Origin of the sequence: Hyphomonas sp. (assembly GCF_041689225.1) — a bacterium.
Taxonomy (GTDB): Bacteria; Pseudomonadota; Alphaproteobacteria; order Caulobacterales; family Hyphomonadaceae; genus Hyphomonas.
The window spans coordinates 19,699-39,407 of sequence record NZ_JBDNGN010000145.1; the positions used below are offsets into that span (position 1 = coordinate 19,699).

The 19,709-nt window shown below is 61.3% G+C and carries 17 protein-coding genes, 1 other RNA gene and 2 pseudogenes; 9 read left to right on the plus strand and 11 right to left on the minus strand.

Translation table 11 applies throughout. The features are described 5' to 3' along the window. Positions 1–54 precede the first annotated feature (54 nt). A complete protein-coding gene (locus tag ACESNB_RS14350; protein WP_373008481.1) occupies positions 55–279 on the minus strand; it encodes a DUF2061 domain-containing protein in 225 nt (74 codons plus the stop codon). Between the two features lie 97 nt (positions 280–376). Further along, on the minus strand, positions 377–724 hold the full coding sequence (locus ACESNB_RS14355; protein WP_373008483.1) for a hypothetical protein: 348 nt from the start codon (positions 722–724) through the stop codon (positions 377–379). A gap of 918 nt (positions 725–1,642) precedes the next feature. Between ACESNB_RS14355 and ACESNB_RS14360 the strand changes: the two genes are divergently transcribed. Beyond that, positions 1,643–1,993, plus strand: a complete 351-nt coding sequence (locus ACESNB_RS14360) for a UrcA family protein (protein WP_373008485.1) — start codon at positions 1,643–1,645, stop codon at positions 1,991–1,993. A gap of 151 nt (positions 1,994–2,144) precedes the next feature. Here ACESNB_RS14360 and ACESNB_RS14365 read toward each other — a convergent pair. After that, positions 2,145–2,888 (minus strand): annotated as a pseudogene (locus tag ACESNB_RS14365) (arylamine N-acetyltransferase); the annotation flags it as partial. Positions 2,889–3,036: 148 nt separating this feature from the next. On the opposite strand from ACESNB_RS14365, the gene ACESNB_RS14370 reads away from it, so the two are divergent. Continuing rightward, positions 3,037–4,272, plus strand: coding sequence for an EAL domain-containing protein (locus tag ACESNB_RS14370; protein WP_373008487.1), 1,236 nt, complete (start codon positions 3,037–3,039; stop codon positions 4,270–4,272). A 130-nt stretch (positions 4,273–4,402) separates the two neighbouring features. After that, positions 4,403–5,029: a TonB family protein gene (locus tag ACESNB_RS14375; protein ID WP_373008489.1), complete on the plus strand. Its 627-nt coding sequence runs from the start codon at positions 4,403–4,405 to the stop codon at positions 5,027–5,029. Positions 5,030–5,089: 60 nt separating this feature from the next. On the opposite strand, the gene ACESNB_RS14380 is transcribed toward ACESNB_RS14375, so the two are convergent. Beyond that, positions 5,090–6,118 carry a ribonucleotide-diphosphate reductase subunit beta gene (locus ACESNB_RS14380; RefSeq protein ID WP_373008491.1) on the minus strand — a complete coding sequence of 343 codons (1,029 nt, stop codon included), beginning with the start codon at positions 6,116–6,118 and terminating at the stop codon, positions 5,090–5,092. Positions 6,119–6,555: 437 nt separating this feature from the next. On the opposite strand from ACESNB_RS14380, the gene ACESNB_RS14385 reads away from it, so the two are divergent. Next, a complete protein-coding gene (locus ACESNB_RS14385) occupies positions 6,556–8,340 on the plus strand; it encodes an EAL domain-containing protein (protein ID WP_373008493.1) in 1,785 nt (594 codons plus the stop codon). On the opposite strand, the gene ACESNB_RS14390 is transcribed toward ACESNB_RS14385, so the two are convergent. The 3 genes and pseudogenes from ACESNB_RS14390 to ACESNB_RS14400 all read right to left on the minus strand — a co-directional run bounded on the left by ACESNB_RS14390 (position 8,287) and on the right by ACESNB_RS14400 (position 10,023). Further along, entirely contained in the window at positions 8,287–8,655 is a 369-nt protein-coding gene (locus tag ACESNB_RS14390) for a hypothetical protein (protein WP_373008495.1), read from the minus strand. The two genes, ACESNB_RS14385 and ACESNB_RS14390, sit on opposite strands and share 54 nt — an antisense overlap. Before the next feature lie 95 nt (positions 8,656–8,750). Next, positions 8,751–9,445: pseudogene (locus ACESNB_RS14395) on the minus strand (TerC family protein). Between the two features lie 113 nt (positions 9,446–9,558). Next, positions 9,559–10,023: an OsmC family protein gene (locus ACESNB_RS14400; protein WP_373008497.1), complete on the minus strand. Its 465-nt coding sequence runs from the start codon at positions 10,021–10,023 to the stop codon at positions 9,559–9,561. A 136-nt stretch (positions 10,024–10,159) separates the two neighbouring features. Between ACESNB_RS14400 and ACESNB_RS14405 the strand changes: the two genes are divergently transcribed. From ACESNB_RS14405 to ACESNB_RS14415, 3 genes are read left to right on the plus strand one after another with little or no spacing between them, the layout of a single operon-like run. After that, positions 10,160–10,855: a 2OG-Fe(II) oxygenase gene (locus ACESNB_RS14405; protein WP_373008499.1), complete on the plus strand. Its 696-nt coding sequence runs from the start codon at positions 10,160–10,162 to the stop codon at positions 10,853–10,855. Next, positions 10,855–11,490, plus strand: a complete 636-nt coding sequence (locus ACESNB_RS14410) for an alpha-ketoglutarate-dependent dioxygenase AlkB (RefSeq protein WP_373008501.1) — start codon at positions 10,855–10,857, stop codon at positions 11,488–11,490. Before ACESNB_RS14405 ends, ACESNB_RS14410 begins: the two co-directional genes overlap by 1 nt. Before the next feature lie 59 nt (positions 11,491–11,549). Further along, entirely contained in the window at positions 11,550–12,590 is a 1,041-nt protein-coding gene (locus tag ACESNB_RS14415; protein ID WP_373008503.1) for an NAD(P)-dependent alcohol dehydrogenase, read from the plus strand. Here ACESNB_RS14415 and ACESNB_RS14420 read toward each other — a convergent pair. From ACESNB_RS14420 to ffs, 4 genes are all read right to left on the minus strand, one after another. Continuing rightward, the gene (locus ACESNB_RS14420; RefSeq protein WP_373008505.1) at positions 12,587–13,600 is read right to left on the minus strand and encodes a lipid A deacylase LpxR family protein; all 1,014 of its coding nucleotides are present in this window, start codon (positions 13,598–13,600) and stop codon (positions 12,587–12,589) included. The two genes, ACESNB_RS14415 and ACESNB_RS14420, sit on opposite strands and share 4 nt — an antisense overlap. A gap of 17 nt (positions 13,601–13,617) precedes the next feature. After that, positions 13,618–14,466, minus strand: coding sequence for a hypothetical protein (locus tag ACESNB_RS14425; protein ID WP_373008507.1), 849 nt, complete (start codon positions 14,464–14,466; stop codon positions 13,618–13,620). 373 nt (positions 14,467–14,839) lie between these two features. Next, positions 14,840–16,708, minus strand: coding sequence for a ribonucleoside-diphosphate reductase subunit alpha (locus tag ACESNB_RS14430; protein ID WP_373008509.1), 1,869 nt, complete (start codon positions 16,706–16,708; stop codon positions 14,840–14,842). A gap of 285 nt (positions 16,709–16,993) precedes the next feature. Next, an RNA gene (ffs, locus tag ACESNB_RS14435) (signal recognition particle sRNA small type) lies at positions 16,994–17,085 on the minus strand. Between the two features lie 139 nt (positions 17,086–17,224). Here ffs and ACESNB_RS14440 point away from each other — a divergent pair. Both ACESNB_RS14440 and ACESNB_RS14445 read left to right on the plus strand, forming a co-directional pair. Then, a complete protein-coding gene (locus ACESNB_RS14440; RefSeq protein ID WP_373008511.1) occupies positions 17,225–19,309 on the plus strand; it encodes a prolyl oligopeptidase family serine peptidase in 2,085 nt (694 codons plus the stop codon). 4 nt (positions 19,310–19,313) lie between these two features. After that, complete coding sequence (locus tag ACESNB_RS14445) at positions 19,314–19,709, plus strand: globin (protein WP_373008513.1); 396 nt, start codon at positions 19,314–19,316, stop codon at positions 19,707–19,709.

Consider the following 19,709-nt stretch of genomic DNA (forward strand, 5'->3'; position numbering starts at 1 on the left):
CAAACGCCGTTACGCCCCTTGGCTACAGATGTAATCACATTTTTTTGTAATCTTTCAGAGGCTGGCTCCGGCGATCGCTTCCCTGTGTCGGAAGGTGTGCGCTCCTGCCCGCTTCCACATGCGTTCGTGGAACGTGTAGGCAACCGTCTGCACCATGGGCTCGATCACGCCGACACCGAGGGCGATGCGCCAGTCCTGGGTCAGCACGAAAGCCACCGTGACGGCGATCGTCAGGTGCATCAGGCTATAGGTGCAGGTTTTCAGCATGGCTTGGGGCATTTCGGGACTCCTATCGGACAGGAGTCATATATGCGAACGATTCTCAATTACCAATAAAAAGCATGCTCCCACTGCCATTGCTGAAATCTATGGCAGGTCAGGACGTGTCGAAATGGGCGAGCGCGAGGCGGGCCGTTCGGTGAATTTCGAGGGCGGCGTCGCGTTCGGTCGCGTCCTGCCGGCGGGTGCGGGCCACGGGTGGCAGGCGGCCTGCCAAAGGGAGCGGCCGGGCGGGGCTGAGGCGGGCCCGGGTAAGGCACTGGGCCATGCGCGCGATATGGGGGACCGGATCGTCAAACAGGGCTTTGAGAGCGCGGGCCCGGCGTATCAGCGGCGTGGCGGGCACCAGGTCGTCAGCGAGCGGCGGGAACTCGCCCGGCTCGGGCGGCGGCAGCGGCTGGTCGGGATAGAGAAGGCGTGGGCGGAGCGTGCGCGGGGGTGGCACGGGTGTGCTGCGGGGGCGCGGGTCGGCGAGGCGGAAGATGGGCGGGGTGAAGAAACGGCGCGGCGCGGGGGGCGATGCACGACGGACGCCGGCCCGGGGCCGCCTGCCCTGCCCGCACTGTCACGTGCGGCAACGGGCCTTCGAGAACGAAGAGGACAAGCACGCGGCGCGTCAGGGTTTCAATGCGCACGAGTTGTCGGCGCAGGCGGACGCATTCGCTGCGTTTCAGGAAGGGCCTGCAGCCGGTGATTCCAAGGTTCAGGCCGCTCACCAGTTTCTGCACGTAATAATCGGCCCGTCGCCAGGAGACGAGGGTGAGGCTGCGAAGGGCTTGGTCGGGCTGGAACATGATGGCCTTATCCTGCCATGGCCTGCCGGGAGGGGGACAAGTTCGATGGGTGCGGCCCGGAATACCTCGCCGGTGCTGGGATTCAGACGTTCAGAACCAGGGGATAAGTGCGGCGCGGAGGCAGGCGTGGTGACGCGGAGCCAATGGCGGCGGTGGCGCCCCCGATGTACCGCCTTTCCCCAGAGGGCGCCGACGAATCGCCCAAAGCACTGTAATTATGTATTTTTTTATCGGAAAATCGGTGCTGAGTCGACATTTTTCTGTGTCACAAATGCATGGCAGTCCTGACATTTTCCTGTTTTTTCGACCTGTTTCAGACCAATGATCGGGCAAGACCGCTCGCATATCAGGCGATAGCCCTGCAGCATGCAGCCATGACCGAAAATTCGCAAAACGACCGTTGCCATGCTGCGTCTGCGAGAACATTATTGCAGTGCAGCATGAGTTCGCTGTTCCCGGTTGGCCAATGCTCCGAGAGGCGCATTACGGGGAACAGTGATCATAAGGCTCAGCTGCGGGGGGAGTTTCCAGCCGGAATGTTCCGGCGCTAACTTCTAAAGGGCTATCCCATGTTGAAACCAATCGTATCGATCATGGCTGCGGCCATGTTCCTGTCTCCGCTGGCCGTTGCCGGGGAGCAAAAACCGATCACCGTGAGCATCGCTTATGACAAGGACATGCTGGCAACCAAGTCTGGCGCTGCCGAGGTCCTCGATGCCATCACCGACCAGGCGAAAGAGGCCTGCACGACATATGTCCCTGTCTTCGGCGGCGACTATACCGACCGTAAATGCGTCAGCAGCATCGTCTCGTCCGCTGTCTCGAAAATCCGGGATCAGCAGGCGTTGGAAGGCCGTGAAACGGCGGGCGAATTCGCCAGTTCAGACGTGGTGATTCTCGCCGACGCCGAACAACGCTAGGCCATTTCCTCCCGGTCTTGTGCGTTGGAGGGGCCGCCCACGGCCACGGGCGGCCCCTCACTTGACCCTTTTCCTCTGAGGTGCCGGGGAACAGCGCCTCGTGGCGTTCGGTGATGGCGGGCCAGAGGCTGGCCGCTTCGGGCATATCGATACCGAACACGTCATCGAGCACATCGACAAGTTCATCAGCCGTGGCGAGTTCGCGGCTGTCGAGACCGACAATCGTGGTCGTGGTCAGAACCTTGCCGCGCAGCGTGTGGTGGAGCACCCCGTCACGCCGCCGCACGACAAGGTTCTGCACGAAGGGCGAGGCGGGATTTGTCTCCTGCCAGATGCGCTTGGCATCGAGCACGGACTGGTCGGCAGGCGCGGTGGTAAAATCGAAGCCGAACGGATCGGAATGGGCGCTTTCCCGGAAGCGCCAATAGCCATCGTCGACTTGTGTCAGGCCGACTTCAAATGGCGCATCGACGCGCGCCCCCGTCATGATAGGCATCGGGCCGAGGAGAGCTCGGCCCGAATCAGACATCGACCAGCAAGTCTTCTCCCTCCAGCCGGACAAGCAGGCAAGGATGTGGTTGCCGAGTTGTCCGTCACCGGCCTGTTCGCGCATCACGCCAGCAACAAGGCGGGTGACGTCAAAGCCGATCTCGTCCAGCGCCCAGCCCATCAACACATTCTGTTCGTAGCACCAGCCGCCACGCTGGCGCGACACCAGCTTGTCGTGAATTTCGGCCTGTGACCGCGCGGTCTTGCGGCCCAGCTGGACGTCCAGATTCTCGAACGGGATCGTATTGATATGGGCCCGGCAGAGTGCACCAAGCGTCGTGCCGTCGGCCCTTGGCGAGTATTCAAAGCCGATACGGTCGAAATAGGCGGCGAGTTCAGTCGTCATGGGACGGAGCTAGGGGCGCGGCGAGGGTTTCGTCAAGAGAGATTTCCGAACCGCGCGCGCCGCAGCAGATCCATCAAATTTGCACGATCCCATTGATGTGACAGCAAGCGAAACCTGCGATGACGCTCGGCCCCTCAGGAATTGCCCCATGTCCGACCTCGATATTCTCACGTCCGCCACTCAGTCACCGACAGCCGTTTCGGAAGACTTGTTGCAGTCGGCGCTGTCGGCTGTGCGCAAACATCTCGGCATGGACGTCGCATACCTGTCGGAATTCGTTGACGGACGATCGGTGTTCCGCCGCGTCGATGCGCCGGGCTTCGAAGCGCTGGCCAAGATTGGCGACAGCCACAGCCTGGACGATGTTTATTGCCAGCATATCCTGGAAGGCCGGTTGCCGGAACTGATCCCGGACACGGCGGACGAACCCTTTGCCGCCGCCATGCCGATCACGCAGGCGATTCCGATCGGAGCGCACATGAGCATTCCGATCCGGCTGAAGGATGGCAGCGCCTATGGCATGTTCTGCTGCCTCAGCCGCACTCCGAACCCGACGCTGAACACCCGCGACCTCGACACAATGCGCGTCTTCGCAGAACTGGCAACGCGCCAGATCAATAACGAGCTGGCCGACAGCCGGCAGCGGACCGAACAATGCCGCCGGATCGAAGACGTCCTGGCGCGCGAGGCCTTCTCGATCGTGTACCAACCGATCTTCGATCTCGGGAGAATGGCGCCGGTTGGTTATGAAGCGCTGAGCCGTTTCACCGATGAGCCAAAACGCACACCGGATATCTGGTTCAACGAGGCGGCCGAAGTCGGCCTGTCGGAAACGCTGGAAATTGCTGCCCTGAAACGGGCGCTGGCCATATTGCCGGACCTGGGAGCCGATCAATACCTGTCTGTGAACGCATCGCCTGAATTGATCATCACCGAGGCTTTTGCCAACTTGCTGGCCGACCAGCCACTGTATCGGATCCTGCTCGAGATTACCGAGCATGCGCAGGTCGAAGATTATGAATTGCTGTTGCAGGCGCTGGAGCCACTGCGCCGGCGCGGCCTGAAACTGGCCATCGATGATGCAGGTGCGGGATATTCCTCGCTGCGCCATATCGTGCAGCTGCAGCCGGACATCGTGAAGCTGGACATGAGCCTGACGCGCGATGTCGACACTGACGCGGCCCGCCGCGCGCTGGTGGGCGCCCTGATGTTCTATGCCCGCGAGACCAGTGCGCAGGTGATTGCCGAGGGGATCGAGACACAGGCTGAATTTGATACGCTGAAGCTTCTCGGCGTTCGCAAGGGACAGGGCTATTTCCTCGGGCGGCCGGATGCCGCGCTGCTGGCGCCCGCCACGCCCAAGGCGATCAAACGCGGCGCCTAAGCGCGGCGAAGCCTCCTTCTTCCCTGAATCCCGACGCATGAATGGCGGCGTATTTACAAAACTCAATATTGATATATTATCACATTACATGATCGGAAGACCGGCCTGCTGTCAATCGGAGGAAATACGCATGCTGAATTCGCCCGTCTCTCGCGCCCCGACCGCGGCCCTGCTGGCCCTGCCGGTGGCCTACGGCCTGTTCCTGCTGATGAGTTCGCTGATCGATGTGAAGGAAGTGACGCTGGTGAAGGCACCGTCGCGCATTCTGGGCATTATCACGCCGAACCGGCCTTCTCCCGACAAGCCGATCACCAAGCGGACCAAACCGCAGATGATGGACACATCGCAGAAGCCGCCGCCGCCGCCACGGGTTTCGGCCACCAAGTCAAACGTTGTTATGCCAGAACTCGTCATCATGGGGGCCGTGCCGGGCTCGCTGGTGCCCACGCGCATTGACCCGCCAACGGTCTCACCGGTGCTCGTGTCGTCACGCGGATATCAGGTGATCCGGCCGCCCATGCCGGTCTATCCGAGCCGTGCATCGGCGCGGGGCATTTCAGGATCGTGCAGTGTCGCCTTCGCGATTGATCCGCGCGGCAAGCCCTACAAGGTGTCGGCCAGCTGCACCGACCCCGTGTTCAAGAGCGAAGCCGAGCGGTCTGTCCTGAAGGCTGAGTTCGCGCCACAGCTGGTCGACGGCCAGTTCGTGAGCGTGACGGGACTGGAATACCCGCTGGACTTCAAGCTGGCGAATTAAAGCCCCCCCTCCGTCTGCCGCGCAGACACCTCCCCCGCGAGCGGGGGAGGATGAAGTGGGCTATTCCGCCGGGACTTCGGCGGGTTTGCGTTTGTCGAAATTGGTCCAGACGCCGTCGTCGCCGTGCCAGTCGCCGCGGGTTGCGCCCTTGGAATATTCGGTGGCGCGCTGTTCGAAGAAGTTGGCGTGCTCGACGCCGTTGAGGATTTCCGACAGCCAGGGCAGCGGGTGCTTGTCGATTCCGTAGATCGGCTCGAGCTTGAGCTGGCCAAGGCGCCAGTCGGCGATGTAGCGGATATAGCCTTTGATGTCGGCAGGCGTCATGCCTTCGATCTCACCGGCCTCGAAGGCGAGGTCGATGAACTTGTCTTCCAGCGCGACCACGGTGCGGCAGCATTCGCGGATCTTCTCGCGCAATTCGTCATTCATCACGCCGGTTTCAGCGCAGAAGGCGTGGAACAGCTTGATCATGCCTTCGCAGTGGAGCGACTCGTCGCGGATCGACCAGGTGACGATCTGGCCCATGCCCTTCATCTTGTTGAAGCGCGGGAAGTTCATCAGCATGGCGAAGCTGGCGAACAGCTGCAGGCCCTCGGTGAAGGCGCCGAACACGGCCATCGAGACGGCGATGTCTTCATTGGTCTCGCAGCCGAACTGGCCGAGATAGTCATGCTTGGCGGCCATCTCCTGGTATTCCATGAAGGCCGAGAATTCCGAATCGGGCATGCCGATGGTCTCGAGCAACAGGGCATAGGCCGCGATGTGGATCGTTTCCATATTGGAGAAGCTGGCCAGCATCATGGAGACCTCTGTCGGCTTGAACAGGGGCATGTAATTGGTCATGTAATTCGCGCCGACCTCGATGTCGGACTGCGTGAAGAAGCGGAAGATCTGGGTCAGCAGGTTGCGCTCGCCGTCGGACAGCTTGACCGCCCAGTCCTTGCAGTCCTCGCCCAATGGCACTTCTTCGGGCATCCAGTGGACCTGCTGCTGCTTCTTCCAGAAATCATAGGCCCACGGGTAGCGGAACGGCTTGTAGGCAAAGCTGGGGGTCAGCAGGCCGGGCACATTGGAATTTCCGTCAGCCATGGGGGGCTCCTTGGTGTTCATGTCGATGTCTGGAGTAATATACACAACATATAGTGCTTCATTCAGGTTAATGGCGCAATATGTTCTGGCAACCTCTGCGACACTTGTACACAGGGATGCCCACAGGAAATACGACCGTGACGTATTTTCGGGCACTCTACATTGAAACTACCCTACGCTATTTGACAGGCAGAGTCCCCTACGCAGATTGCCTGTTGCTGGTACCATTTTGGCGGCCGCGGACCTGTGCCGGGATGAGCGGGGTTCTCGCTCAGATTGCACACGACGCAAATATCACCCGCTGGATTAGCGAATTAGTTATATTGTTCAGTGTAGTAAACGGTCATGATTGAATTCAATCAGTGTGCACCACCGACCGGCTTGCGGCAGCGGCAGAACTGCGTGTGCGCGTTCGGCACGTCGGCGGGGGATGGGCGATGAAGACCCTTGATCAACTGCAGCAGGTCTTCGATGCGCTACCCTATCCGGTGTTTGTCAAAAACGCCCAGCACCAGTGGATTTACGGCAACAAGGCCTTTGACGGTCTGATGGCCGGTAAGGACTATCTGGGCAAGGATGATCGCGACTTCTTCCCTGCCGACCAGGTCAAGGTTTTCTGGACCGAAGACAATCGGGTGTTTGCCGGCGAGGAGAGCATCAACGAGGAAGAGATCGGTCCGGATATTTTTGCCCTGACGCGTAAGGTGCCTTTCAAGTTTCCTGACGGATCGACAGGGCTTGTCGCCATTATCCTGGCCTCAGTCACCACGACAGAAACGCTGAACACGACCAAGGTGAATTACGAGGCCGAGATCAAGAAGGCCAGCGTTCAGTTGCAGCGGCTGCGCGAGAGTTCAGCGCGCCGCGCGGTGGAGCTTGAAGACCGCCTGTCGCTGGCGGAGATGCAGCAAAAGATGACGATGACCATGGCGAAGACCGATTCCGCGACAGGACTGAAAAACCGGCTCGGCTTCGAATCTGATCTCGCATCCTCGGTGCAGACCTATGGAGCCAAGGACAGGCGTTTCGGCTTGGCCATCGTTGATGTCGACCGGTTCAAACAGATCAATGACCGTTATGGCCACCCGACCGGCGACCTCATCCTGAAAACGGTGGGCCGGCGCCTGACCGAATTGCCGGATGTGTTTACGATCGCTCGCTGGGGCGGCGACGAATTTGCGATTCTTACCGAAGTCCATTCGGATGACCCCACGATCATGCTCGAAGGCCTCGAAGAGGCCCGGAAATATGTGTTCCGACCGGTGCGGGCCGCCGGCAGGAAGATCGACATTTCCGGATCGGTCGGATTTTCAATCTTCTCTGAAGATGCGCACAGTGCCGACGAGCTCATGCGCAATGCCGACGTCGCCCTGATCATCGCGAAACGGAGCGGCAAGGGCATGGTGCAGCCTTTCAACCAGAAAATCCGCGACGGCCTGTCTCGGCGGATGCAGCTTGCCCGCGACCTGCCGGACGCGATTTCAAATGGTGACATCAGGCCCTTCTACCAGCCGATCATTGGGGCCGAAAACCGGATGATCCACGCGGTTGAAGCCCTCTCTCGCTGGACCCACCCGAAATATGGACCGGTCAGTCCGGACGAATTCGTAGACCTTGCCCATGAGTGCGGGCTGGGCACCGAACTCGATACGTCGATCCTGAACATTGCATGCCGCGAGGTCGCTGCCTGGCTTGAGGACGGAACCATCGCCTACCTCTCGGTGAACGTCACGCCCACGGAAATGGTCGCATGCGACTTTGCCGAGCGGTTCCTGGCCTGCCTTGCACGGACGGGCACCACACCGACGCACATATGCCTGGAGATCGTTGAATCCGCGATTGTCGGCAACCTCGACGCGGCGCGCACCAATATCCAACGCCTGAGCGAGGCCGGCGTGATGATCGCGCTCGACGATTATGGCACAGGATTCTCGAACCTGCGCGCCCTGCTCGACCTGCCTTTGGACAAGCTGAAAATCGACCGGTCGCTGATCGAGGGCATCGGGACGAACTACAAGGTTGCAGACCTGCTGACATCGATCATGCAGCTCGCCAAGACGCTGAAAGTGGGCGTCGTGGCCGAAGGCATCGAAACCAATTTGCAGTCGGCCTTTGTCACGTCTGTCGGCTGCGACCTGATGCAGGGATTCCTGTTCAGCCGACCGCTGTCATACGACGCGTTGAATACCTGGCTGTCTGCGGACCAGCAACAGATCGCCTGACACGACCGGGCCGGTTGCCGGTCCGACGGCGTTCGGGCCGGGCAAGTCCCTGTGCGGATGTCGCAGCGGCTCGGCAGCGTCCACGAACTGAACGTCTGATTCACTTTCCAGCCTGAGTTCGGCCGCCAGTGCGCGGCGAAAAATCACGACCGCGAGCACGCACAGACCGGCGACCGAGAGGCCGAGCGCAATGTTGATGAGTATCTGACTGGCATGAAGCTCGGACAATGATGTCCAGACGGTTGTCAGCGCGACGATGGCCGTGATCTCCATGATGAGGAGGGTCATGACCAGGGCTTTCGGGAAGCGGCCCATGTGAGTTTCATTTTCGGTGAGAACACCAGCAGGCGCTGGCACACACACATTATCTGCCTGTCCCGTGCGGCCTGCAAGATGGATTCGGCACAGCCCTAGTGCCCGGCATTACAGACCGCCGGAACGCCCATGTCGATCATGGGCAGGCCTTCATTGCACAGTTCCAGACCGCCCTGCCACATCATGTGAGGCGCGACGTAGAGGATGACCGCGAGGCCGACAAAGGCGATCCAGCGGTGGCGGGTCAGGATGCGGGCGATTAAGGATGATGCAAGCCCCATCAGCAGGATGGAGAGTGTGAGGCCGAACACGAGCACATAGGGATGTTCGCGCGCCGCGCCCGCGACACCGAGCACATTGTCGAGCGACACGGAGACGTCAGCGAGAATGATCTGGGTAACGGCGGCGCGCAAGCTTTTGCCGGGGGCCTGACCGGCTACGGTGCCGTCGCCATCAAGGTCGGCGGCGGCGAGCGCCTCTTGTGCGGCATGGGCGGCGCTTTCGCGCAGCTCGCGCCACATATTTTCCATGCGACCCAGAGCAGGCGGATGCCGCCCGCGAACAGGAGGCCCACGATCAGGAGAAGTTCTGCCGCGATGAGCGCGAAAGCGATGCGCAGGATTGTTGCAACAAGGATGCCGATCAGGATGGCCTTGCCGCGCTGGTGTTTCGGAAGGCCGGCCGCTGCCATGCCGATGACGACGGCATTGTCGCCCGCGAGCACAAGATCGATCGCGATCACGGCGAAGAACGCCTGAATCATTTCGGGCGTCAGGAAATCGAGCGTCATGGCGGGAAGATTTTCCGGGCCGGGTAAACGGGCAATGCTGTCGGCTTCGTTGCTCAGGTGGGGGCAGTTGCGCCGGGCGACAATGCGGCACCTGTTGAATCGGGATCCCTCGGCTAGGAGTTGGCGGTGTTTGTCGTGATCTCCGTCATCGTCGAATTGGCGATGAAGCAGAGTTCGTGCGCCTCATGGTGCAATGCTTCGATCTGGTCAGCGGACGGGCCCGGCCCCTCATAGCTGACGACCGGGTTCAGCGTCACCCGGATGATCGCCATGCGACCGGCCGCATTCTTGCCCAGCACACCGACAGCGTCGTCTTCATAGGTGTTGACGACGAAGCCGGCATCGCGCGCCTTGTGGAGATAGAACAGCATGTGACAGCTGGAGATCGACGCGACAAAGGCCTCTTCCGGATCGACATTCTCGGCGACCGAATAGGGCAGCGGGACAATGTCGGGCGAGGCGGAGGCGGGTACTTTGAGGCCGCCGTCAAATTCCCATTCATGCGCGCGTGAGTGCTTGTTGGCTGCAAAGTCATCATCGCCGCGCGACCATCTCACGATGGCTGTATGTTTACCCATGTCCGGTCTCCAGCATGTGCGTGTTACGGGCGCCGCTGTTTAGCCGCGCAAGGGCGCGCACATCAAGCCGCATGAATCGGAATGCGGACACGGCCCTGCCAGACTAAACCGGCCTGGAAGACAGACAGGAGGCAGCATGAGCGCTGCGGATATAGACTGGGCAGCCGTCGAAACGGCGCTGGATGGACAAGGCTTTGCGTCGCTCGGCACGTTGCTGGATGTGGAGGCTCGGGACGCGCTGGCCGGCGCATTCGGCGAAGATGCGCCCGATCGTAGCCATGTGCACATGGCGCGGCACGGGTTCGGGCGGGGCGAGTACAAGTATTTCCGATATCCCCTGCCGTCGCCCATCGCTGGCCTGCGCGAGGTGCTATATCCGGGCTGCGCGGCGATTGCCAATCGCTGGGTCGAGCGGATGCAGCTGGACGTACACTATCCTGAGACCCATGTGGCTTTCCTTGAGACTTGCCATGGGGCGGGACAGGTGCGGCCGACGCCGCTGATCCTGTCCTATCGCGAAGGTGACTATAATTGCCTGCACCAGGACCTCTATGGCGGGATCGTTTTTCCGCTCCAGATCGTTATCCTGCTGAGTGAACCCGGTAAGGATTTTGACGGAGGTGAATTCGTGCTGACCGAACAGCGGCCAAGGATGCAGTCGCGGGCGCATGTCGTGCCGATACGCGCGGGCGAAGCAGTCGTGTTCGCGGTGAACGAGCGGCCCGTGAAAGGCACGCGCGGCGACTACCGCGTGAAGATGCACGACGGGGTGAGTACGCTGACCCGGGGCGCGCGGTTTGCGACGGGGATCATCTTCCGTGATGCGCTGTGATGGCTGACCTGCTGAGCGGATTGCGGCCGGGCGAGAGCTGGCATGGCGAGGACGTGCTGCACCTGCCGGGCTTCGTCGATGCGCCGGTCCTGTGGAATGCGCTGCAGCCCGTGCTGGCGGCTGCGCCCTTCCGGCATCTGGTGACGCCGGGTGGCAAGACCATGTCGGTGTCGATGACAAATTGCGGCGAGCTCGGCTGGGTGTCTGACCGGACCGGCTATCGCTACGATGCGCTGGACCCGCTGAGCGGGCGGCCATGGCCGGACATGCCTGTAGTCTTCCGCGATGTGGCGCGGCGGGCCGCAGCGGCGTTTGGCGCGGACGACGTTGATGCCGATGCCTGCCTGATCAATTGCTATGAGGTCAGTACGCGCCTGACCGCGCACCAGGACCGGGACGAGCAGGACCTTGGTCAGCCGGTTGTGTCAGTCTCGCTTGGCCTGCCCGGCCGGTTCGCGATCGGCGGGACAGAGGGGGCCGGGCCGAAACAGACCGTGCTGCTGGAACATGGCGATGCGCTGGTGTTCGGGCGTAGTGCGCGGCTGGCCTATCATGGCGTGCTACCTGTGAAGGCCGGCGTGCACGAGATGACCGGTCCACGTCGCATCAGCCTGACCTTCCGGAAGGCCGGGTGACCTGCTCGACAAGTAACCCGCCTGCGTGTCAGGCTAAAGAAAAGCGAGAGGAAATCCCGATGCAAGTTGCCGCCTATGCTTCCCAGAGCCCCGAGTCGCCGGTGGAGCCGTTCGAGATTACGCGGCGCGACCTGCAGCCGAATGACGTGCTGATCGACATCACATGGTGCGGCGTTTGCCACAGCGACATCCACACGGCGCGCAATGAATGGGGGCGGACGAAATACCCGATCGTGCCGGGGCACGAGATTGTCGGAAAGGTCGGCGCGGTCGGCGCGGACGTGACGAAGCATAAAGTGGGTGACACGGTTGGGGTTGGCTGCCTTGTGGATGCCTGCCTCGCCTGCCCGGCCTGCCATGATGGCGACGAGCAATATTGCGAAAAGGGATCGGTCGGCACCTATGGCGGCACCGAGCCGGTGATTGGTGGGCCGACCCATGGCGGCTATTCCAAGCAGATCGTGGTGCGCGACGAATTCGTGCTGAAAGTATCCGACGCGCTGAACCCGGCGGAAGTGGCGCCGCTGCTGTGCGCCGGGATCACGAGCTGGTCGCCGCTGAAGCACTGGAACGTCAAGGCGGGCGACAAGGTCGGCGTGATCGGCCTTGGCGGGCTGGGCCATATGGGCGTGAAGTTCGCCGTGGCGATGGGCTGCGAGGTGGTGATGATCACAACGTCAGAAGCGAAGGGCGCGGACGCCAAGCGCCTTGGGGCGCATGACGTGCTGGTCTCAACCGACCGGGACGCGATGAAGGCGCATCGGGGCAGTTTCGATTTCCTGCTGAATACGGTGCCGGTGAAGCATGACCTGAACCCCTACCTGATGCTGCTGGCCCGCAATGGCACGATGGTGCTGGTCGGCGCGATCGAACCGCTGGAGCCGATGCATGGCGGCCTGTTGCTGGCCGGGCGGCGACGTGTGGCCGGATCCGGCATTGGCGGCATCGCCGAGACGCAGGAGATGCTGGACTTCTGCGCCGAGCATGGCGTGACGAGCGATGTCGAAGTGATCGCCATAAAGGACATCAATGCCGCCTATGACCGCGTGGTCAAAGGCGACGTGAAGTACCGCTTCGTGATCGATATGGCGACGCTCTAATGCGCAATCGAGATTGAGAAGGCGCCGAAGCGTTGCGGCGTGATCTGGGAATCGAATTCCTCGGTGCGGTTCACGTAGGTGAATGCGAGCTGGACTTCGCGATAATAGATAGCCAGGCCGGCCTGAAGGTCGCCGACGAAATCCTTGCGGTCGTCAACCCGCGGGCCATCGCGAAACAGGTTGCCATCGAGGAACATGTCGCGGCCGATCGCACGGCCGCTGGCACCGATGAATAGATAGCCGCCCATCGGGTTTTCGTCGGTGCCGGGGATGAACTCACCCGCCCCCGAGAGCGCCGGACGGATGCGCGGCGGGCCGAAACTGGAATCAAGGTCCCAGCCGATCCGGGCCGTCAGGCCGGATGATGCATATGTGCGCACATTGCCGAGTGCGCCGCCGACATCGAAACCGAGATCGGTTTCAACGCCGAGCGGCAGCGTCGGCCCCGGGAAACGATGCAGGCGCTGGACGATGATCTCGATCCCGGCCTCGTCGCGCAGCTGGTTGGGCCATCCCTGCGCCTCGGCCACGCCGATGATCCGGTGAAAATTGTTCTGGACGAATTCGCCGCCTGCCGAGGGACCGACGATGCCGAGATTGACCTGCAGCGTGTCCTGCGTGTTGGCGCTGCTGCCGACAATAGTGCCGGAGGCAAAAAGCCAACCAGCATACGGTCGGTCGGCCGGATCGGGCACAACCAGCGTCTTGTCCTCTGGCGTGAAGATGACATGGCTGAGCGCAAAGCCCTGACGCAGTTCCTGGCGTTCGAGGTCGAGGAACGGGATACGGTCGGCCACCCATTCGAGCGCCGGGAATATCTCGTCGGCGCCGGACACGCGTTCGATGCGCAGCCCGTTGGAATAGTTGCGGTCGGTGCCGCCGCCGAACTTGTCGTTCTCCACCGTGAGCGAGGTCACGGCAGGCTTCATGACCTCCTGGGCATGTGCCAGGGGCGCAACAAAAAGGGCCGCGACTAGCGCGGCCCGAAAACGTGTCTGGGCCATCATCATGGCCGGTGCCCTAGCACCTATCGGCGCATGGTGAAACTTACACCTGCGAAATCTTCAGTGTCGCTAATGGAGCCGTTTCGGTCTTCGTATTTCACTTCGCGGCGGATGTAGCTGAGCGAGAGCTCGCCGCCTGCCCGCTGGATCGATACGCCAGCCTGCATGTCGCCTACGGTGACCTGATCGGTCAGGGACATGTCGTTGAGATTCGGGGCGAAACCGGTGTTGCCCGCATCCCATATGAGGGCTTCTCCATCGGCACCGGCGAAAATGTACCAGCCTTGAGGCTGGCCGTCCTTGCCGAGGATGTTGAAGTCACGACCGATACGGACTTCACCACCGACGCGCTGGCTGAGCAGTTCGCCCTCTTCGCGCACGGCAATGCGGGGCGCGACACCGACGTCAAAGTTGAGACCGGTCATTGCCATGGGCGCCGAGAAGGCAACTTCGGCGGCGATGTCTTTCTCGATCTGGGTCGCCCCTGTCAGGCGGGCCTTGCCGCGCTTAGCGGTGATCGCAAGCAGGGCCGGGCTGCCGGTCCAGGCGAGTTCAGGCAGGTCGGACGGAAAAATACCCGCCGAGATGCCGAAATTGGCAGGAGTCGCGCCATCGAATAATGCAACTGGTGCTGGCAGGGCACCCATGACCGTGCCCGAAAAACGGGCAGGCGCGCCATCGACGACATGAATGGAGATTGTCTCGGACGCGTCGGACTGAACCGGGCTCGCACCAAGCGACGCCGGAACGGCCATCGTCATGCCGAGCGTTGGCGGCACGGCCGGTTCGGACCGGACGAAATCATGTGGGGAGGTTGAGACGCAGCCCTGGCAGGCCAGCGTCAACACTGTAGAGGCTACTGCGAATACCATACGCCTGACACCCTTCATGGCTAATCCTCGTAAGCTTACGCCTGTCCGAAGATTACACCCCAACCCGCTTAATGTAGCATAAAGGACACACCATGCCCAAACGCCTTTCACTCAGCAAAGATTAATTCTGGTTGATATAACGCTAACCTGTAGTTTTGGTTCCACAACCCGAATTCTGCAGGCATTTTCTCGCAAAATGCAGGCCACATAGGGCTGTGGCGCCATTAACCTGTAGATATATTTGTTGGAATTGCGGCAAGTGACGCGACTTTTGCCTGATCTTCAGGCAGCAGATTTTCCACCTATGAAAGAAAAACGGCCAGCCCGATTCAGAGCTGGCCGCTTTGCTGTTCATTGCCGGAATGGCCGCCACCTACTGGCAGGCGAGACACTCGTCATAATCGGTGTTCGGCGTGTCGAGGCTCTGGCCTTCGATCCGCTCGGAACCGGCAAAGGCCGCGCGCTGGACCGACTTGGACCGGCAGTAATAGAGCGACTTCAGGCCGCGCTCCCACGCCGTCCAGTGTAACATGTGCAGGTCCCACTTGGACACGTCGCCCTTGAGGAACAGGTTCAGCGACTGCGACTGGCAGATATAGGGTGTGCGATCAGCCGCAAGCTCGATGATCCAGCGCTGGTCGAGCTCGAAGGCTGTCTTGAAGACATCCTTCTCGTGCGCGTCGAGGCAATCGAGATGCTGCACCGAGCCTTCATGCTCGAGGATAGAGGTCCATATCTCGTTGCTGTTGAGACCTTTCTGATCGAGCAGGGCTTCGAGCTGCTGGTTCTTGACGGTGAACGAGCCCGACAGCGTCTTGTGGGTGTAGACATTGGCCGGGATCGGCTCGATGCCTGCCGAGGTGCCGCCGCAGATGATCGAGATCGATGCGGTGGGCGCAACAGCCATCTTGTGGCTGAAGCGGGCCATCATGCCAACATCGCGGGCATCCTCGCAGGGGCCACGCTCCTTGGCGAGCTTGACCGAAGCGGCATCCGCGCCCTGGCGGATGTGCTTGAACATCTTCTCGTTCCAGACCTTGGCCATGGCGCCTTCCATCGAGACGTTCATCGACTGCAGGAAGGAGTGGAAGCCCATCAGGCCGAGACCGACCGAGCGCTCGCGCTTGGCGGAATAGACCGCCCGCGCCATTTCCGGCGGCGCACGCTCGATGAAGTCTTCGAGCACGTTGTCGAGGAAGCGGAAGATGTCTTCGAGGAAATGCTCGTCTTTCGACCATTCCATGAATTTCTCGGCATTGACCGACGAGAGGCAGCAGACCGCCGTGCGATCCTGGCCGCGATGGTCGATACCGGTCGGCAGCGTGATTTCCGAGCAGAGGTTCGACTGGGTCACCTTGAGGCCCAGCTTGCGCTGGTGGGCCGGCATGGAATTGTTCACGGTGTCCGTGAACAGGAGATAGGGCTCGCCGGTCTGCATGCGCAGCTCGAGAATCTTCTGCCACAGCTTGCGGGCATTGATGGTGCGGACGACTTCGTTGGATTTCGGGCTGATCAGACCGAAGTCTTCGTCGGCGCGGACCGCTTCCATGAAGGCATCAGTGATGTTGATGCCGTGGTGCAGGTTGAGGCTCTTGCGGTTGAAGTCGCCGGACGCCTTGCGGATTTCGAGGAATTCCTCGATTTCCGGGTGGTGGCAGTCGAGATAGCAGGCGGCAGAACCACGGCGCAGCGAGCCCTGGCTGATCGCGAGGGTGAGCGAGTCCATCACGCGGATGAAAGGAATGATGCCGGACGTCTGACCGTTCTGGCCGACTTTCTCGCCGATCGAGCGGACATTGCCCCAATAGGTGCCGATGCCGCCGCCATTCGAGGCGAGCCAGACATTCTCGGTCCAGGTCTCGACAATATCGTCGAGCGAATCACCGACCTGGTTGAGGAAGCAAGAAATCGGCAGGCCGCGCGACGCGCCACCATTCGACAGGACGGGCGTGGACGGCATGAACCAGAGTTTGGACATATAATCGTAGAGGCGCTGGGCGTGCTCGGAATCATCGGCAAAGGCCGTCGACACACGGGCGAACATGTCCTGATAGGATTCGCCTGGCAGCAAATAGCGGTCTTTCAGCGTGGTCTTGCCGAAATCCGTCAGCAGCGCATCGCGCGAAGGATCGGTCTTTACAGGAGCGCCTTCAACCACGCGCAGTTCCGCCTCGGCACCTGCTTTCGGCTTGCCCTTACGCGGCGCGGATTTGGTCACAGACTTGGCTTCGGATGCAGACATGTGCAGCCCTCCGGTTTCATTGAATATTATATAGGAACTGAAGCCCCCGGCGGCCAGATATGGCCCCCAACTTCTCTCCTGACACAACATATAGTGTCGGAAGGTTAACATGGGGTCAACGGGGCAATACTTAAAACTGTCAAAAAGGGCGTGGAATTCCGGTTAACGAGCAGTTAAGCCATCCCGAGATCACCTGTCCAGACAGACGAATACGTATTCCACAATTCGTGCACCACGCGACTGGATGCCGCGAAATAATGTGAGACACACGAGCGAGGGAAAAGGCGGAGACAGGCGAACGACCCGGGCTGAAATCGTTGGGGCTGCTTCGTTCCCGACCTGACCCGATTGGCGAATGGCCCGTCCGCCACCTGCCTCCTCCGAGTTATATGCGCGGGGAGGCTGCGAATCGCAAGAGCAGGAGTGAGTCGTCAGGCGCGCGCCCGCGAATAAGTTGTTCGCGTCGATGCCCTCATGCTATTTCTCTGGTTCCAGACACGCATGAAGGGGTGAGCGATGAAATTCCGGCATATCATGATGGCGGGGGCCTCTGTCTTGCTTGCAGCAGGCGGCGCGGCGGCGAAAGAGGATGAGGCCCCTTCCAAGCGCTTCACGGCGGATCGCGTCTTCGACATGGAATATGCGTCCGACCCGCAGGTCTCCCCGGACGGCAAGACGGTCGCCTATGTGCGCCATTCCATGGACCGGATGACCGACAAGGATACCGGCCAGATATGGATCCTGAGCCTGGCCGACGGCTCGAACCGCCCGCTGGTAACCGGCGTTGCCGGCGCGAGTTCGCCGCGCTGGTCGCCGGATGGCACGCGGATCGTCTATTCGACCGCGACCGACGGCAAGCCGGAAGTGCGCGTCTTCTATCTCGACACCGGCCGCAGTTTCCCGCTGGCGCAATTTCTGGAAGGCCCGTCGGAGACGGTGTGGTCGCCGGACGGCAAGCATGTCGCGTTCAGCATGTTCGTAAAGGGCGAGGCGCCAAGCTTTGCCAAGGCGCCGACACCGCCGGAAGGTGCCAAGTGGAACGACGGCGTGAAGGTCATCGACACACTGACCTTCCGCTTTGATGGCGAGGGCTACCTGAAGGACGGTGCGACGCAGGTCTTCGTTCTACCGGTCGACGGCGGCACGCCGCGCCAGGTCACGTTCGGCAAGGCCGACATGTCCGGGCCGGAATGGCTGGACAATGATACGCTGCTGGTTTCGGGCAATACCGCCGAGGATCGCGACCTCGATCCGATCGAAAGCGAAATCTATGCCGTGGAACTGGCCGACCTTTCGGTAACCCCGCTGACCAGCCGCGACGGGCCGGACTCCGACCCGGTCGTCTCGCCGGACGGCAAGACGATTGCGTATCGCGGATTCGACGACAAAACGCTGTCCTACCAGCAGGCCGATCTTTACCTGATGGATGCCGACGGCACGAACGTCCGCGCACTTGCGGCAGACTTCCCGGGTGACATCGGCGAGACGGTGTGGGCGCCCAATGGCAAGAGCCTGCTCGTCCTGTCCGAGGATCATGGCGTGCTCACGCTGTTCAATGTCGACCTGAAGGGCAAGGTTTCGCAGGTCGTGACCGGCATTGGCGGCGGCTCGATCGGCCGGCCCTATGCCGATGGCAGCTTCTCTGTCAGCGGCGGCCGGAAACCGGTCGTCTCCTATATGGCAGGCTTTGCCGATCGCCCCGCCGAAGTGGGTGTCGTCGGCATTGACGGGAAGTACCCGAACGTGCTGACCGCGCTCAATGCCGATGTGTTGCCCTATCTCGAAATGGCGAAGGTCGAGGAGATCAAGGTAACGTCCAGCGCTGACGGTCGCGAGATCGAAGCCTGGGTCGCTTTCCCGCCGGACTTCAAGGCGGATGGCAGCTTCCCGCTGATCCTGGAAATCCATGGCGGGCCTTACGCCATGTACGGCCCCTTCTTCGGCAGCGAGATCCAGCGCTATGCGGCTGAAGGCTATGTCACGGTCTGGTCGAACCCGCGCGGATCGACGGGCTATGGCGAAGACTTTGCGCTGCTGATCGACAAGGCCTATCCGGGCAATGACTATGACGACCTGATGAGCGTGGTCGACGAGATGGTGGCGCGCAAATATGCCGATCCTGAACGCCTGTTCGTGACGGGTGGTTCGGGCGGCGGCATCCTGACGGCATGGATCGTGACAAAGACGGACCGGTTTGCCGCAGCAGCGTCGATCAAGCCGGTGATCAACTGGATGACAATGGCGCTGGCCGGCGACATCGCGCAGGTCGTGCGGCGCCACTGGATACGTGCCGAGCCCTGGTCAGACCCGGAAGCCTTCCTCAAGTTCTCGCCGATCCGCTATATCGACAAGGTGGTGACGCCGACGATGATCATGGTGGGCGAAGAGGACTATCGCACGCCTGCCTGGGAGGCTGAACAGTTCTACACGGCACTCAAGATGCGCGGCGTGGATACGGTCTATGTTCGCGTGCCGGGATCGCCGCATTATATCGCCTCGCGTCCGAGCCGCCTGATTGCCAAGACGGACAATATCATGGGCTGGTTCGCCAAGTATGATCCGGCGAAAAAGGACGCGGCAGAAAACGGCGAGGACGACTAGCGCCATGTCAGACCTTGATCTCATCATGCAGAGCCTTGAAGCCCTCGCCGAGCGCGAGGGCGACCCGGCACCCGTAATCTATGCCCACCTGTTCGCTGACCACCCTGACCTCGAACCGCTGTTCCTGATGGACACGGATGGCGGGGTGCGCGGCTCGATGCTGCAACAGTCTTTCGACTGCCTGATCGATATGGCCGAAGGCGGGATCATGGCGCCGGTCATCCTCGGGGCCGAGCGAGTGAACCATGGCACCTATGGCGTGCCGGACAACCTGTTCGATGCCTTCTTCACCACGATCCGTGATTGCGTGAAAGCGGCGATGGGAACGGACTGGACGGCGGAGACGGACGCGGCATGGTCACGCCTGCTGGCGCGCACGGTGGCGCTGGCGGCGGCCTAG